General features: G+C 66.0%; 15 protein-coding genes. 9 read left to right on the top strand and 6 right to left on the bottom strand.

Annotation, left to right across the window (positions count from 1 at the left end):
* Window positions 1–97: 97 nt before the first annotated feature.
* Together B9C43_RS19250 and B9C43_RS19245 are read left to right on the top strand one after the other, a co-directional pair.
* Window positions 98–1,327 carry a cytochrome P450 gene (locus B9C43_RS19250; RefSeq protein WP_033389453.1) on the top strand — a complete coding sequence of 410 codons (1,230 nt, stop codon included), beginning with the start codon at window positions 98–100 and terminating at the stop codon, window positions 1,325–1,327.
* On the top strand, window positions 1,324–1,554 hold the full coding sequence (locus B9C43_RS19245; RefSeq protein WP_033389454.1) for a ferredoxin: 231 nt from the start codon (window positions 1,324–1,326) through the stop codon (window positions 1,552–1,554). The genes B9C43_RS19250 and B9C43_RS19245 overlap by 4 nt, the downstream gene beginning before the upstream one ends.
* 72 nt (window positions 1,555–1,626) lie before the next feature.
* On the opposite strand, the gene B9C43_RS19240 is transcribed toward B9C43_RS19245, so the two are convergent.
* From B9C43_RS19240 to B9C43_RS19230, 3 genes are read right to left on the bottom strand one after another with little or no spacing between them, the layout of a single operon-like run.
* Window positions 1,627–1,929 (bottom strand): AtuA-related protein, encoded by a 303-nt coding sequence (locus B9C43_RS19240; protein ID WP_084428364.1) that lies wholly within the window; start codon window positions 1,927–1,929, stop codon window positions 1,627–1,629.
* The gene (locus B9C43_RS19235) at window positions 1,916–3,187 is read right to left on the bottom strand and encodes an acyclic terpene utilization AtuA family protein (protein WP_084428363.1); all 1,272 of its coding nucleotides are present in this window, start codon (window positions 3,185–3,187) and stop codon (window positions 1,916–1,918) included. Before B9C43_RS19235 ends, B9C43_RS19240 begins: the two co-directional genes overlap by 14 nt.
* An 8-nt stretch (window positions 3,188–3,195) precedes the next feature.
* Window positions 3,196–4,479 carry a CitMHS family transporter gene (locus tag B9C43_RS19230; RefSeq protein WP_033389457.1) on the bottom strand — a complete coding sequence of 428 codons (1,284 nt, stop codon included), beginning with the start codon at window positions 4,477–4,479 and terminating at the stop codon, window positions 3,196–3,198.
* A 90-nt stretch (window positions 4,480–4,569) separates the two neighbouring features.
* Between B9C43_RS19230 and B9C43_RS19225 the strand changes: the two genes are divergently transcribed.
* Window positions 4,570–5,523 carry a LysR family transcriptional regulator gene (locus B9C43_RS19225; RefSeq protein WP_235038724.1) on the top strand — a complete coding sequence of 318 codons (954 nt, stop codon included), beginning with the start codon at window positions 4,570–4,572 and terminating at the stop codon, window positions 5,521–5,523.
* On the opposite strand, the gene B9C43_RS19220 is transcribed toward B9C43_RS19225, so the two are convergent.
* Both B9C43_RS19220 and B9C43_RS19215 read right to left on the bottom strand, forming a co-directional pair.
* A complete protein-coding gene (locus tag B9C43_RS19220; RefSeq protein ID WP_033388662.1) occupies window positions 5,492–5,935 on the bottom strand; it encodes a TIGR03618 family F420-dependent PPOX class oxidoreductase in 444 nt (147 codons plus the stop codon). The two genes, B9C43_RS19225 and B9C43_RS19220, sit on opposite strands and share 32 nt — an antisense overlap.
* A gap of 40 nt (window positions 5,936–5,975) precedes the next feature.
* The gene (locus B9C43_RS19215; RefSeq protein ID WP_160096584.1) at window positions 5,976–7,157 is read right to left on the bottom strand and encodes an MFS transporter; all 1,182 of its coding nucleotides are present in this window, start codon (window positions 7,155–7,157) and stop codon (window positions 5,976–5,978) included.
* Window positions 7,158–7,333: 176 nt separating this feature from the next.
* Between B9C43_RS19215 and B9C43_RS19210 the strand changes: the two genes are divergently transcribed.
* Complete coding sequence (locus B9C43_RS19210) at window positions 7,334–8,218, top strand: helix-turn-helix domain-containing protein (protein ID WP_084428360.1); 885 nt, start codon at window positions 7,334–7,336, stop codon at window positions 8,216–8,218.
* A 281-nt stretch (window positions 8,219–8,499) separates the two neighbouring features.
* On the top strand, window positions 8,500–9,147 hold the full coding sequence (locus B9C43_RS55675; protein ID WP_143446454.1) for a hypothetical protein: 648 nt from the start codon (window positions 8,500–8,502) through the stop codon (window positions 9,145–9,147).
* Window positions 9,148–9,152: 5 nt separating this feature from the next.
* Here the strand turns inward: B9C43_RS55675 and B9C43_RS19205 are convergent, their stop codons facing one another.
* Window positions 9,153–9,833, bottom strand: coding sequence for an FCD domain-containing protein (locus B9C43_RS19205; protein WP_235038723.1), 681 nt, complete (start codon window positions 9,831–9,833; stop codon window positions 9,153–9,155).
* 183 nt (window positions 9,834–10,016) lie between these two features.
* Between B9C43_RS19205 and B9C43_RS19200 the strand changes: the two genes are divergently transcribed.
* The 4 genes from B9C43_RS19200 to B9C43_RS19185 all read left to right on the top strand — a co-directional run bounded on the left by B9C43_RS19200 (window position 10,017) and on the right by B9C43_RS19185 (window position 14,197).
* Entirely contained in the window at window positions 10,017–11,132 is a 1,116-nt protein-coding gene (locus B9C43_RS19200; RefSeq protein WP_084428359.1) for a mandelate racemase/muconate lactonizing enzyme family protein, read from the top strand.
* Window positions 11,133–11,180: 48 nt separating this feature from the next.
* Entirely contained in the window at window positions 11,181–12,524 is a 1,344-nt protein-coding gene (locus B9C43_RS19195; RefSeq protein ID WP_084428358.1) for a cation:dicarboxylate symporter family transporter, read from the top strand.
* Complete coding sequence (locus B9C43_RS19190) at window positions 12,524–13,696, top strand: mandelate racemase/muconate lactonizing enzyme family protein (RefSeq protein ID WP_327222594.1); 1,173 nt, start codon at window positions 12,524–12,526, stop codon at window positions 13,694–13,696. The genes B9C43_RS19195 and B9C43_RS19190 overlap by 1 nt, the downstream gene beginning before the upstream one ends.
* A gap of 72 nt (window positions 13,697–13,768) precedes the next feature.
* A complete protein-coding gene (locus tag B9C43_RS19185) occupies window positions 13,769–14,197 on the top strand; it encodes a hypothetical protein (RefSeq protein WP_084428357.1) in 429 nt (142 codons plus the stop codon).
* Window positions 14,198–14,221 lie beyond the last annotated feature (24 nt).

The following is a 14,221-nucleotide window of genomic DNA, read 5'->3' as shown; positions in this document are numbered from 1 at the left end:
CGGACCCGCGAACGGTCGAACGCGGACACTCGAACACCCGCATGCCAGGGCGACACTGTCGCAAACAGGCACTTACAACTTCGAAGGCGGCTGGTCGATGACCACCACAGAAAACCCGATCAACTACCCGTTCGAGGGTGCCGGTCCCGATGACTACGTCGCGCTCGTTCCGTCATCTGTCCGGGATGGGCTCGCGGACGATGAGCCGTTGGTGCGGGTTCGTCTGGCGTACGGGGGTGAGGCGTGGGTTGCGCGCCGGTATGAGGACGTCAAGGTTGTGCTGGCGGACCTCCGGTTCAGCCGGTCGGCCGCGATCGGCAAGGACGTGCCGCGGTCGGATCCGTGGATCCGGGAGGACCACTCGATTCTCGACATGGATCCGCCGGACCACACCCGGCTTCGCAAGCTCGTCCTGAAGGCGTTCACGACCAGGCGTGTCGAGATGCTGAGGCCGCGCGCACAACAAATCGTGGACACCCTGCTCGACGAGATGATCGCCAAGGGTGCTCCCGGTGACCTGATGGAGGGCCTCTCGTGGCCGCTGCCGATGACGGTGAACTGCGAGATGCTCGGCGTTCCTTACGAGGACCGCGCGAAGTTGCGGGAGTGGACTGACGCGTCGGTGGCGCTCACCGCCTTGACGCCGGAGGAGGCGAGGGCGGGCCTGCAGAGCCTGTACGACTACATGTCCGCTCTGCTCGAAAAGCGCCGGGACGACCCGAGGGATGACCTGCTCACCGCGATGATGCAGGCCAGGGAGGACAACGACCGGCTTGACCACGACGAGATCGTTCAGCTGGCCGTGATGCTGTTGATCACCGGCCACGAGTCCACGTCGTACCAGTTCGGCAACGTCATCTACAACCTGCTGACCCACCCGGACGAGCTGGCCAAACTGCGGGCCAACCCGGACCTGGTGAACAACGCCGTCGAGGAGTTGCTGCGGTTCACGCCGCTCGCGTCGAGTGACGGGTTCATCCGGATCGCCAAAGAGGACATCGAGTTGGGCAACACGACGATCCGCGCGGGCGAAGGCGTGTTCGTCGACCTGGACGCGGCCAACCGGGATCCGCGGCGGTTCGATGACCCGCTTGAAATGAGGATCGACCGGGAGTCCGCCAGGCACATCTCGTTCGGTCACGGCGTGCACCACTGCCTTGGTGCGCAGCTGGCGAGGATGGAGTTCCAGGTCGAGCTGTCCACGTTGATCAGGCGGTTCCCGGACCTGTCGCTTGCCGTGGACCCGAAGGATCTGCCGTGGCGGCACGGTCGTCTGGTGCGTGGCCTCAATGAGCTGCCGGTCACGTGGTCGGAGGTATGTGAGTGAGCGACACGCAGTGGCGGATCGAGGTGCAACGGCACCTGTGCATCTCCTCGGGGATATGTGCCGGCATCGCGCCGCGCCACTTCGACCTCGAAGGCGACGGTTCGCATCCGTTGGCCGACGTCGTCGACCATGACGACGATGTGGTCGACGCGGCCGAGGCGTGCCCGGTCGAGGCGATCAAGGTGTTCAGCAATGCAGGCAACGAGCTCGTCGCACCCCTCGACTGACTCTTTGCCCGGCCGGGCGTGACCCCGCGCACGCCCGGCCGAAGCGGCGAATTGTCGCCACGCGCCTGCTGCTCACCGGACCTCCATGGCGAGCAGCCGGGAGCTGAGCGACTTGCCGTGGGTGTCCACGGCGAGTGACGTGGTCACGCCACCGTCGATCACTTGGTGGCAGACGAAGTGCAGCGCGCACAGGTTGGGCAGCTCATGCCGGATCACGTCGCCTGCGATGAACTCCGCCAGGTGGTCGCGCACTCGTTGGACCGTCAGGATGCGTGCCAGAACGGGATAGTCGTTGTCGTTGCGGGGAAACACCGACAGTGTGGCCACGTTGCCTTTGTCTCCGGCTCGGCAGTGGGCGAGTTCATGCAGCAGCATCGGGTGCCTCCAAGAACGTGACCGCGGGCCGGACTGCTGATCGGGGCACGAGAGTCGACACGATCCCGATCACTTCAGTGACGTGCACCCGAACGCCGCCGCCACCGGCAGGACCGTTGGTGTACAAGGACTCGACCTCATCGCCGACGCGGTCGAGCACAGCTTGGTCATGGCTGATCGCCGCGACCCGAAGCCGGCAGTCGGTCTCTCCGCCGAGCACCTCCGCCCGCAGCGGCACGCCAGCCAGCCGAGTGCTGACCACCTCGGCGGCCAATGCGCCACGCCGTGCGGCATTCGGGCCCACATAAGAGATTTCAGCTTCCACTTTGGACCCCGCACGGTAGCCGACGCTCACTTTCAGCGAGTCTGGGCGTGGCGCGCCTTGGGCGCCGGAAACCCGCATGTCGCCGGTGACCCGTACGTTCCGGACGTCCAGCGTCACGTCCGGCGTCAGGTAGGCGGCCGGGTCGGTGATCTCGTACAGCAACTGCTCCCGCACGGTCGCCTTGGACAACTGGCCGCCGGTGCCGGGGAGCTTGCCCAGAACGGCAGTGCCGTCGGATGTCACGTCGGCGTACGGGAAACCTAGGTTGGCCAGGTCCGGCACGTCCTGCCAGCCAGGATCGGCGAAGTAGCCGCCGGTCAGCTGGCCCGCGCATTCCAGCAGGTGCCCGACCAGCGTGCCTGCCGCCGCCATCGGCACGTCCAGCAAGTCCCAGCCGAGCCGATGTGCCAGCGGTGCCAGGAAAAGCGACGGGTCGGCCACCCGGCCCGTGATCACCACGTCCGCGTCCAGGGCGGGCAACAACGCGTCCGCGCCGAGGTAGGCGTTCGCCGACACGATCTCGCCGTGATTGCGCAACGGTCTGCCGGTCTCCCATGCCACAGTGTTCAAATCGAGGTCGGCGAGTACGTCATCGCCGGTGACCACCGCGACCCGGCCGCCAAGTCCAAGCGAGTCCAGCAGTTCCCGGGTCACGCGCCCGGCCGCGAGCGGATTGGCCGCTCCCATATTGGTGATCACTCGTACGCCGTTCGCGATGGCCAGCGGCAGCAACCGGTTGAACCGGGCTGGAAGGCGCTTCTCGTAACCGTGCGCGGGATCGCTCAGCTTGTGCCGCTGTGCCAGCGCGACCGTTCGTTCGCCAAGGCATTCCAGGACGAGGTCCGCGAGCGCGCCGCGCCGGAGCAAGTCCTCCGCGGGCTCGATCCGGTCGCCCGCGAACCCCGCGCCACAGCCGATCCTGGTGGTGTGCAACGTTTCTCCTACACCGAGATGGCGCCGGTGAGCAGTGCGACCACGGTCATCACCACTGTCGTGCCGAACGCCCACTTGAAGATGAACCGCTGGTGCGCGCCCAGGTCTACGCCGCTCATACCCAGCAGGATGAACGTGGACGCGGTCAGTGGGCTCAGCGGGAAGCCCGTGGTCATCTGGCCGAGGATGGCCGCCCGGCCGACTTCGGCCGCATCGCCGCCAAACGCCGCGGACGTCTCCGCGATCACCGGCAGCACGCCGAAGTAGTACGCGTCCGGCGTGAACACCAGCGACAGCGGCATGCTGGTGATCGCCACGATCAGTGGCAGCGCGCCGCCCGCGCCGTCCGGGATGACGCCGACCAGCCAGCGGGCCATCGCGCCGATCATGCCTGTGCCGCCGAGGATCCCGGTGAACACGCCGGCCGCGAAGATCATCGTGGTGACCAGGACGACGTTGCTGCCGTGCTTGGCGAACAACTCCTGCTGCGCGGCCCACGACGGCCGGTTCACGATCACCGCGACGATGAACGCGACCACGAACACGACTTCGAGCGGGAACAGTTGCGCCAGCAGCACTCCGACGAGCGCGAGAGTCAGTACGACGTTGAACCAGAACCGGAATCGGTCCCAGCCCGCACGCGGCTCGGGCTTCGGCACGACGTCGTCGAGTTCGATCACGCCGAGCCGCTTGCGTTCCGAGCGGCCGATGAGGAACGCGGCCAGCAGGACCCAGATGATTCCGGCGACCAGTGCTGGGATCACTGGCAGGAACACGTCGCCGGCGGACAGGTGCAGCGCCGCCATCGCCCGTGCGGTCGGCCCGCCCCAGGGGATCATGTTCATCACCCCGGCGCCGAGGGCGATCACTCCTGCCAGCACCAGTCTGCGCATGCCGAGCCGCTGGTAGATCGGCAGCAAGGCGGACACGGTGATCAGGAACGTCGACGCCCCGTCGCCGTCCAGGGCCACCAGGAGGGTCAGCACCGCCGTGCCGACCGTGATCTTCAGCGGATCACCCTTCGCCCAGCGCAGCACCCGTGCGACCGCCGGGTCGAACAGGCCCACGTCGATCATCAGGCTGAAGTAGAGCACCGCGAACGTGATCATGATCGCCACCGGCGCGACCTTGACCAGGCCGCCGCCGATCAGGGTGCCCAGCTGGCCGCCGAAGCCGGTGACCACCGCGACGACGATCGGCAGCGCGGTCAGCGCGACGAGCACGGACACCTTGCGGGACAGCACAGCCGCCAGGAACAGCGCGATCGTGATGAAACCACTCGCGGCGAGCATCGGTGACCTCCTTCGAGCGTGTGATCACCTTTGTCCGCTGCGGCTATCGCATGCAAGCATCATCATTCGATAGATTGATGTCCTATGCGCATGGATCTGACCGTCCAGCAGCTGCGGGTGGTGCTCGCCGTGCACGACGCGGGCAGTTTCACGGCCGCGGCGGAGTCGATGCTGCAGGCTCAGTCCTCGCTGTCGAGGACCGTGCTCGAGGTCGAACGCAGGCTCGGGGTCGCCTTGTTCGAGCGCACCACGCGGCGCCTTGAGCCGACTGCCGAGGGACGTGAGTTCGTCGCGATCGCACGGTCCACAGTGGCCATGTTCGAGGCGAACCTCAGGCACTTCGCCGGTTTTCTCGACGGCAGGCGCGGCCGGGTCCGGGTCGCCACGCTGCCTTCGCTGGCCGCGATCCTGTTGCCGGGCATAGTGTCGGCGTACCAGCGGCAACACGCGTCGGTCGAAGTGTCTATCGAGGACGCGCTGGCTGTCGAGGTGCTGGAACGGGTACGGGCCGGGACGGTCGACTTCGCGGTCACCGTGGTGTCCGCGACCACCGAACCGGTGGACGACCTGGTGGTCACCCCGGTCGCGACCGACCGGTTCTGCTGCGTGTTCCCGCCCGGCCACCGGTTTTCCGCCAGTGCCGAGATCACCTGGTCGGACCTCGCGACCGAGGCCTTCATCGCGTTCGACCGCACCACCAGCATCCGCCAGCACCTCGACCACGCGTTCGCCGAGTCAGGCGCCCGGCCGCGGGACGCCATCGAGGCCCGCAACATCAGCGCCGTGGCCGGACTCGTGGCCGCGGGCCTCGGTGTGTCGGCTGTACCGGGGCTGGTTTTGCCTTTGGTCGAGTTCGCCGGCTTGGATCATCGGCCGCTGGTCGCGCCGCGGACGGAACGCCGGATCGCGGTCGTCCGTGTGCCGCACCGGCCGCTTTCGCCTGCGGCTGTTGCGTTTCACGACAGCATCATCGGTGCGCGGGGCTCGGGTTTGCCGCCGCAGGCGTCCTGGGTCAGAAGGAGGCGTACACGCGGCGAGGAGTGATGAGTACGGCGGCTCGTCGTTCCTCGCGCATGACTCGGTCGTAGGTGTCGAGGTCTTCGTGGGTGCCGCCCGCGGCGTGGAAGATCTCCCGCAGCAGCAGCCGCAACGCCTCACTGTCCACGTCCGGGTGTGGGTCGTCCGGGCCGATGATCTCGACGTCGCCTTCGACGCATGCCCACCGCCAGCCCGCACGGGCGACGATCGTGGCCCGTGGATCGGCGCGGAGGTTCTTCACTTTGCGAGTCGCGCCGACGGCGACGAACCCGACGACCTGTTCGTCGCGCAGCGGGTGCTTCAACACCCCCGCGTTGACCACCGACGACTGGATGCTGCCGTCACCCCGCAGGGTGCTGATCACGCACAAGCCGTCGTCGAGCGGAATGAGGTCGGTGAACTTGGCGAGGTCGGTCACGTCGTGAACCTTTCTCTCTCGGTGTGGCACCAAGAGTTTTTCACGCGCTCGGTGGGAAGGCGTGCTTCTTCCCGCCGATCACGGCCACGGCGGCGGCGATCAGCAGCGCCAACGACGCCCACGTGATCAACGCGGTGTCCACGTCGACCAGCAGGCCACCGATGAAGCCGCCGAGTGCGATGGACGCGGAGAAGAAGGTGATCACGATCGACTGGGCCACGTGCGCGGCCTCTCCCGTCGCCTTGATCGCACCGCCGATGAACAGGCTGGGGGAGCTGCCGAATGCCAGACCCCACGCTGCGACAGCGACGTAGACCAGTGCAGGTATCCCGGACAAGACGGCCAGGACGAGCACACTGATCGCGAACACCACCGTGCTGGCCACGATGAGCTTGCGCAGGTGATGGTCAATGTGGGCGCCGACGACCAGGACACTGAGGACGGACGTGACACCGAAGGCGAACAGCACCCACCCGGTCTGGCTGCTCATGCCCACATGCCGGAGGAAATCGGTGATGTAGGTGTAGACGATGTTGTGCGCGACCATGTACGCGGTGAGCGCGAACAAGATGGTGCGCAGCCCGGGGATGAGCAGCACTCGTGAGAGCTTGTGTTCGTCCACGGAGTGACCGGGCAGGTTCGGCAGCGTGACCTGGACCCACAGCATGTTCAGCAGAACCAGAGCGGTGGACGCGTAGAACGCGATCTCCCACCCGCCGAAGGAGCCGATCCAGGTTCCCACCGGGACACCCAACGCCAGCGCGATCGGAGTGCCGGCCAGTGCGATGGCGATGGCCCGGCCCTGCCGCCCTGCAGGAGCAAGCCGTGCGGCGTAACCGCCGAGGTGGGGCCAGATCATCGCGGTGCCGACACCTGCGAGGAACCGGAGCACCATGGTGAGCGTGTAGTTGGTGGACACCGCGGTGAGTGCGTTGGTGACAGCGACGATGCCCAGCGCGACCTGCAGCACGTTCTTACGCGGCCACATCGAGGTCAGCCGCGACAGCGGGATCGCCGCCACCGCGGTGGCCAGTGCGTAGATCGTCACGATCTGGCCGGTGGCCGCGATGCTCGTGCCGAGGGTGTTGCTGATTTCCGGGAGCAGACCGGCGGGCAGGCACTCGGTGAGGATGCCGATGAACCCGCTGAGGAAAAGCCCGAACAGGGCCATCGCCGGAAGCCGGGTCTGGCCGCGGACCGGTGCGGTGATCGTGTGGGTCATTCCAGATGCTCCTTGTGAGGCGTGGTCCGCCTCGGCTATGAATGTTGACGACATCAGGCTGCGTCGCCCGCGCGGTCTTACCCAGATCTCCGCTTCGCGTACGTCCCTTGTGCCTACTACTGGCAGGGTTAGGCTCACACCCCGCGAACAGGGCTTTTCAGCGTGATACTGGGTGCATGAGCACCGAGCAGCTTGATCCGCGGGCGGAGCTGAGCGAGTTCCTGCGCAGCCGCCGGGCCCGGCTGCAGCCGGCCGACGTCGGGCTGCCCGAGTACGGGCGGCGGCGCCGTGTGCCAGGCTTGCGGCGTGAAGAACTGGCCCAGCTGGCCGGGGTCTCGGTCGCGTACTACACCCGTCTGGAACAGGGCAACGGCCGCAACGTGTCCCGCGAGGTGCTCGACGCGATCGCCAAGGCACTCAAACTCTCCGAGACAGAGCACGCCCACCTGCTAGACCTCGCCCAACCCGTACAGCGCAGGCGGCCCGCACCTCCCCAGCGTCAGCGGGTCCGGCCCGCGCTCATGGAAATGCTGTCGGCGATCGAGAACGTCCCCGCCTACGTGTGGGGCCGCCGCACCGACATACTCGCGTGGAACCGGACGGCGTCCGCACTTTTCGGCGACTGGGCGGCGCGCGCTCCGCAGGACCGCAACTGGGCCCGGATCGTGTTCCTCGACCAAGATTCCCAGCACTTGTTCGCCGACTGGGAGACCAAGGCCGCCGACGTGGTCGGCCAGTTGAGGCTGGACGCGGGCCAGCACCCGAACGACCCGCTGCTCGCCGAACTGGTGGGGGAGCTGTCGGTGAAGAGCGACGACTTCCGCCGGATGTGGGCAGCCCATGACGTCAAACGGAAAACCCACGACAGCATGCGGCTACAGCACCCGCTCGTCGGTGAGTTGACCGTCCGCTACGAGACCTTCACCCTGCCGGGCGACCAGGAACAGGCACTGTCCATTTACCACACCGAACCCGGCTCAGCGTCGGAAGAAGCGCTGCGCCTGCTCACCAGCTGGGGCACGGACGCCGCCCAGGACTGGCCAGCCGAGGCACGGGACTGAAGCCCGGCAGGCGCAGCAATGCAGCCGTGGATAGCTGCGTAGCGGTTGGGCCGGGCTCTTGACGCGACGGCCGAGTGTCCACCTGGGACGGTGCGGAACCGGCGGCGGGGAATGCGACGCCGATCCCGGCGGGATCGTGCTGAATGCCACGCGGGCACTGCACGACGGATCAACCACATGAGCCTGACCGCAGGGCGGTCTGCGGAACGTAGTACTGCTGGGGGAGCGGTCCCGGCTGGGCCCGCTAGCGTCAAAGCATGCGCCCTGGTCTGGGAATAGTCATGGCAGTGGTAGCACTGGTGGCCTCAGCATGCGGGTCGGAGCCGTCGGTCTCAGCCGATGACTTGTTCGGGGAGTACCTGCAGTCGACCTCCGTGAAGAACGACAGATTTCCCACTCGCGGATCGTCGGCGGAGGCTCGGCGGATCGCGTTGGCCTCCCGCTACACCGTCGACGAGCTACAGGGCGAGCTGCTGCGGACGTTCGAGTGCGACGAAGTGCTGGATAGCTGGCCGCTCAACAAATGCGAGCTGAACAACGCGGTCACGGCGGCGGCCCGCGATTTCGGCGGGGTCTACACCCTCCTGCTGGGCCGCTCGGTTCTGGTCAAGTACGAGAACGGCTCACTCGAACTGATGACGTTGTACGTGATGCAGGCGCCGGGCACGAGGGTCGGGATTGTCGATCGCACCGGCCGGACCTACAGCGACCTGGAAGATTTCCGTGCCACCAACGAATTGCTCACGTCGGACGACACGATGCTGACGCTGCGGGACATCACGTCGGTGCCCGGCAAGGGCGAGATCGTTGCTGTCACCGGGCATACGTCGCCGACTTGGCCGTGGTGGTTGCTCGGCGGGATTGTCGTGCTTGCTGTTGTTGGCGCGGGTTTCGTTGTGGTTCAGCGCCGGAGCACCAAACGTCCCTGAACCCGCTACCGGTGTTCGGCGAGCATGCGGTTCTTGCCGGCGAGAATGTGCTGTTCCATCAGGTGCGCGGCCTGTTCGGCGTTGCCGGCCTGCAGGTGGTCGACGATGAGCCGGTGCTGGTCGTTGGAGGTGTGCCGGGCGGGCGCTGGTTCGAGCCCGTGCCTGCGGAACAGGTGTAGTTCCTTCGAGATCGCGTCGTAGAGCTCCGCCAGTCGCGGATTGCCTGACAGGGCGACGAGTGCGCGGTGCAGTTCGACGTTGAGCGGGTAGTAGTCGTCCATGCTGGCCGCGGCTTCGAGTTGGTCGATCTTCGCTCGCAGTGTGTCGGCGTCCGCTGTGGTGGTCCGGGCGGCGGCCAGCCGTCCGGCGAGCCCGAAGAGGTTGGCGCGGATGTCGTAGAGGTGCGTGGCTTCGTCGACGGAGATCTCGCGGACGAACATGCCGCGGTTGGCCCGGAACTCGACGAGCTTGCTGCGCTCGAGATGCCTGCACGCTTCACGGACCGGACCGCGGCTGACGCCAAGCCGCATCGCCAGCGCCGATTCGTTGATCCGGTCGCCGCCCTTGAGCACGCCGGTGATGATCATGTTTTCGAGCTCTTCGACGATCAGATGGGGCAGCGAGGTCGTTTGCCGTTCGGCGACCCGGCGCTGCAGCGCGGCCATCGTCTCCGGGGTGTCCGGCACGGTTGTTCTCACCTTCTCGTCGACTGTCGACAATTTACCATCCAGCCAACAAGGCGCTCTAGCGGGTCTTTACCGTGACAAACGGCCCATAGTGCACCTCGTACGGTAAAATTGCAAATCGTTGACAGTTGACGATTCGGCCGCGCAGACTCGTCCCGCCGGAACCCCTCGAAGGGAGGCGGGATGAAGATCAAGGACATCCGGGCGAGCGTGCACACCACGTCCATCGACGTGCCCTTGCTGGCCGGGAAGGTACGCGGCTACGGCCGCGAGGAGCAGAAGGAGTTCGTCTTCTGCGAGGTCGAGACCGACGAAGGGCTGACCGGGGTCGCGCTGACCGGGCACTTCCTGGCGAGGTCGGTGGTCGCCGCGCTGAAACACCACTTCCTGCCGGTTGTCGCGGACATGGATCCTCGTGAAGTCGAGGCCGTGCACGAACGCGTGTGGCGCAAGCTCAACCCGCGCGCGATGACCGGCGTGGTGTCCAGCGCGCTGTCGGTGCTCGACATCGCCCTGTGGGACATCAACGGCAAACACGCCGGGCGTTCAGTGGCCAGTCTGCTCGGCGGCGCTCGCACCGAACTGCCGACGTACGTGACGTTCGGCTTTCCCCAGTACGACAGGGAAACCCTTGCCGCGGCGGCACGGCTGCAGCTCGAACACGGGTTCCGGGCGATGAAGCTGGTGGTCGGGGTGGACAAGGGCGGCTGGCGGGAAGACGCGGCCCGCGTGCGAGTCGTGCGGGAGACCGTCGGCGACGACGTCGACATCATGATCGACGCCAATTACCTGTTCACCCCGGCAGACGCGAAATTCCTGTGCCGGGCCATCGAGGACTATGGCATCACGTGGTTCGAGGAACCGTTGCACCAGAACGACGCCAGAGCCATGGCGGACCTTCGCGCGCATACCCGGATCCCGATCGCGGCCGGACAAATGGAAGGTCATCGCTGGCGTCTGCGGGAACTGGTCGAACGGCAGGCGGTCGACATCCTGCAACCGAACGCCTGCTACTGCGGTGGCTTCACCGAAGCGCGTAAGGCCGCGCACCTCGCGCAGATCTACAACCTCCCGGTGGCGCACGGCGGCGGCTGGCCGCTGTTCAACATGCACACCCTGGCCGGGCTGATGAACGGCTGGATCCTCGAATGGCACGTGGGCATGGTGCAGGTCGGCGAGCTGCTGTTCCCCGACGCACCCCATCCGGTCGACGGCCGCATCGCCATCCCGGACCTGCCGGGTCTTGGCCTTGCCGTGAACCGCGACGCGCTGCGCGAAACCCTCGTGCCCGAACACTGACGGACACGGTCAACGTCGATCGATTCCCGAGGAACGCGGTGAAAACCGATGAGCAGTCAGATCCAGAACGACACCGAGACCACCGAGAAACCAGCCAGGCCACGATGGCAGCGGCTGGCCACCAACACAGGCATCCAGGTCTTGGCCGCGGCCGTCGCGGCCGCGATCTTCGGCCTGCTCGTACCGGGCACCGCGGCAACGCTCAAACCGCTCGCGGACGTGTTCATCGCGCTGATCCGGCTGGTCATCCCGCCGATCGTGTTCCTGGTCGTGGTGACCGGGATCGTCTCGGTCGGCGGGATGAAGGCGGTCGGCCGGATCGCCTTGAAAGCCATCATCTACTTCGAGATCGTCACCACCATCGGCACGCTGCTCGGGCTCGCGGCCATCAACCTCTTCCGTCCCGGCGACGGTGTGGCGCCGCCCGCTGACGCGTCCGGTGATCTGGGCAGCTACGTCGAAGGCGCCAGGGAGAAGCCGATCGGCGAGTTCCTGCTCGATCTGGTGCCGCACAACGTAGTGCAGGCGTTCGCCACCGGGCACATCATCCAGGTGCTGGTGTTCGCCATCCTGTTCGCCATCGCGCTGCTCACCGTGCCCAAGCACGTGTCCGAACCGGTCAACCGGGCGTGCGGCAAGCTCAGTGAGGTCTTCTTCCGGATCGTCGGTATGGTCATCCGGCTCGCCCCGATCGGTGTCTTCGGCGCGGTGAGCTACACCGTCGGCAAGTACGGCCCGGAAACCCTGACCGCGCTGATGAAGTACGTCGGGCTCGCGCTGGCCACGCTGATCGTTTTCCTGTCGCTGGTGCTCGGCACCGTCACGCGGCTGTGCGGCGTGTCGCTCGTCCGCCTGATCCGCGCATTGCGCAAAGAGTTGTACATCGTGCTGGGCACTTCGTCGTCCGAGGCGGTGATGCCGCATCTGATGGCGCGGCTGGAGACCTTCGGCTGCAAGCGGGATGTCGTCGGGCTGGTCGTACCGACCGGGTATTCGTTCAATTTGGACGGTGTGGCGGTTGTCGTGCCGATGTCGGCGGTGTTCATCGCCCAGGTGTACGGCGTCGAACTGGGGTTCACCGAACAGCTCACCCTGTTCCTGGTATTCCTCTTCCTGTCAAAGGGAACCGCCGGGATCACCGGATCCGCCTTCGTCACGCTGGCGAACCTTATCGCCGCGGTCCAGTTCATCCCGGTCGCCGGTCTGGCGCTGATCCTGTCGGTCGAACGCTTCCTTTCCCTCATGCGCGCGATGACCAACGTGCTGGGCAACGCGGTCGCCGCGATCGCCGTCGCCCGTTGGGAACCCGGCGCCATCGACAAGGACCAACTTGCTCGAACCATTGGCCGGCAACGACGTACGGCTGACAAACAACCAGAGGAGACAAGATAGTGCCGAAGATCGTCGCCATCCATGAATCGACTGTGCCGATCAGCTCGTCGATGAGCAACGCGTTCATCAGCTTCCAGCACATGGACTGCTCGATTGTCGCGGTGGTCAGCGATGTGATCCGTGACGGGCGGCCCGTGGCCGGATACGGGTTCAACTCCAACGGCCGCTACAGCGTTGGGGAGATCCTGCGGCGCCGGATCATTCCCCGGCTGCTGCAGGCTTCTCCGGACGATCTGCTGACCGACGACGAGTCCACTTTCGACCCCGTGCGGGCATGGGACATCATGATGCGTGACGAGAAACCGGGCGGCCACGGTGAACGGTCCGTTGCTGTCGGCGTCATCGACATGGCGCTGTTCGACCTGGTCTCGAAGCTGGCCGGGCAACCGCTCTACCGCTGGCTCGCCGACCGCTATGGCACCGATGAACCGGACAGCGACGTATTCGTTTACGCCGCCGGAGGTTACTACGCTCCTGGCAAAGGCCGCCGCGATCTGCAGGACGAGATCAAGAGGTTCCTCGATCAAGGCTATGACGTAGTGAAGATCAAAATCGGGGGAGCGGACCTCACCGAGGACCTCGACCGCATCGAGGCCGTGCTCGGTGTTCTGGACGGAGAAGGCTCCCGGCTCGCCGTCGACGCCAACGGACGGTTCGATTTGGACACCGCGTTGCGCTACGGCGAAGCGCTCCAGCCGTACAACCTGTTCTGGTACGAAGAACCAGGCGATCCGCTGGACTACGCACTGCACGCCACGCTCGCCGAGCGATACCGAGGCCCATTGGCCACGGGCGAGAACCTCTTCTCGCTGACCGACGCCCGGAACCTCTTGCGGTACGCGGGTATGCGCCCGGATCGCGACATCATCCAGATCGACCCGGTACTCAGCTACGGCCTCGTCGAGTACCTGCGAATACTGGACATGCTCCGGCACCGTGGATGGTCGACGCGCCGATGCATACCGCACGGCGGACACCAGTTCTCGCTGCACATCGCGGCCGCTCTGAAACTCGGCGGCAACGAGTCCTACCCCGGGGAATTCCAGCCCACAGGTGGATTCGCCGACTCAGCCGTCATTCGTGACAGCCGCATCGGCCTCACCGACACCCCCGGAATCGGCTTCGAGGACAAAGCCGAGCTGTACAAGGTGTTCCAAGCGTTGCATGCCTGACACGTGATCTGGTTCATACAGCCGCATGCGCTGGTGCCCGTGTCCTCTAGGTGAATCAACCAGGAGGACACGATGGACTTGGTCGAACACAATGGCTCTGCAACGAAAAGGGTTCCGCCCTGGATCGTGGTGGCGACTGCCGGGATCGGTGTGCACGCGTTCAACCACCTGACTGTGGTTGTGCAGGACGTATGGCGGTTCATTGCGGCGCCGGAGGCCGCAGGGCTCAACCCGGGCACCATTTACCATCCGATCAGCGCTGTGCTTTACGTGTGGCTGGCCACGACCGTGTATTCGGGACGGAACTGGGGCCGGATCGCCATCACGGTATTGCTCGTTTTTCAGGCCGTCGGTAGGTACTTCGTTTTTATGTCGTACCCGTCGCTCGAGGTACGAGCGGATCTCGTCACCGGGTGGGCGCTTTCGACGGTTCTGGCATGTCTGCTCTGGATCCCGATGTTCTCGCGGCACCACTTCAAGGCTCGGTCAACCGTGGCATAGGTGTCAGTGCTACTTGCCGGTTGT

The organism is Kibdelosporangium aridum (assembly GCF_900176515.1).
GTDB classification, from domain to species: domain Bacteria; phylum Actinomycetota; class Actinomycetes; order Mycobacteriales; family Pseudonocardiaceae; genus Kibdelosporangium; species Kibdelosporangium aridum.
The sequence above is the reverse complement of the archived record's forward strand: the minus strand, read 5'-3'. Positions and strand labels throughout refer to the sequence as shown.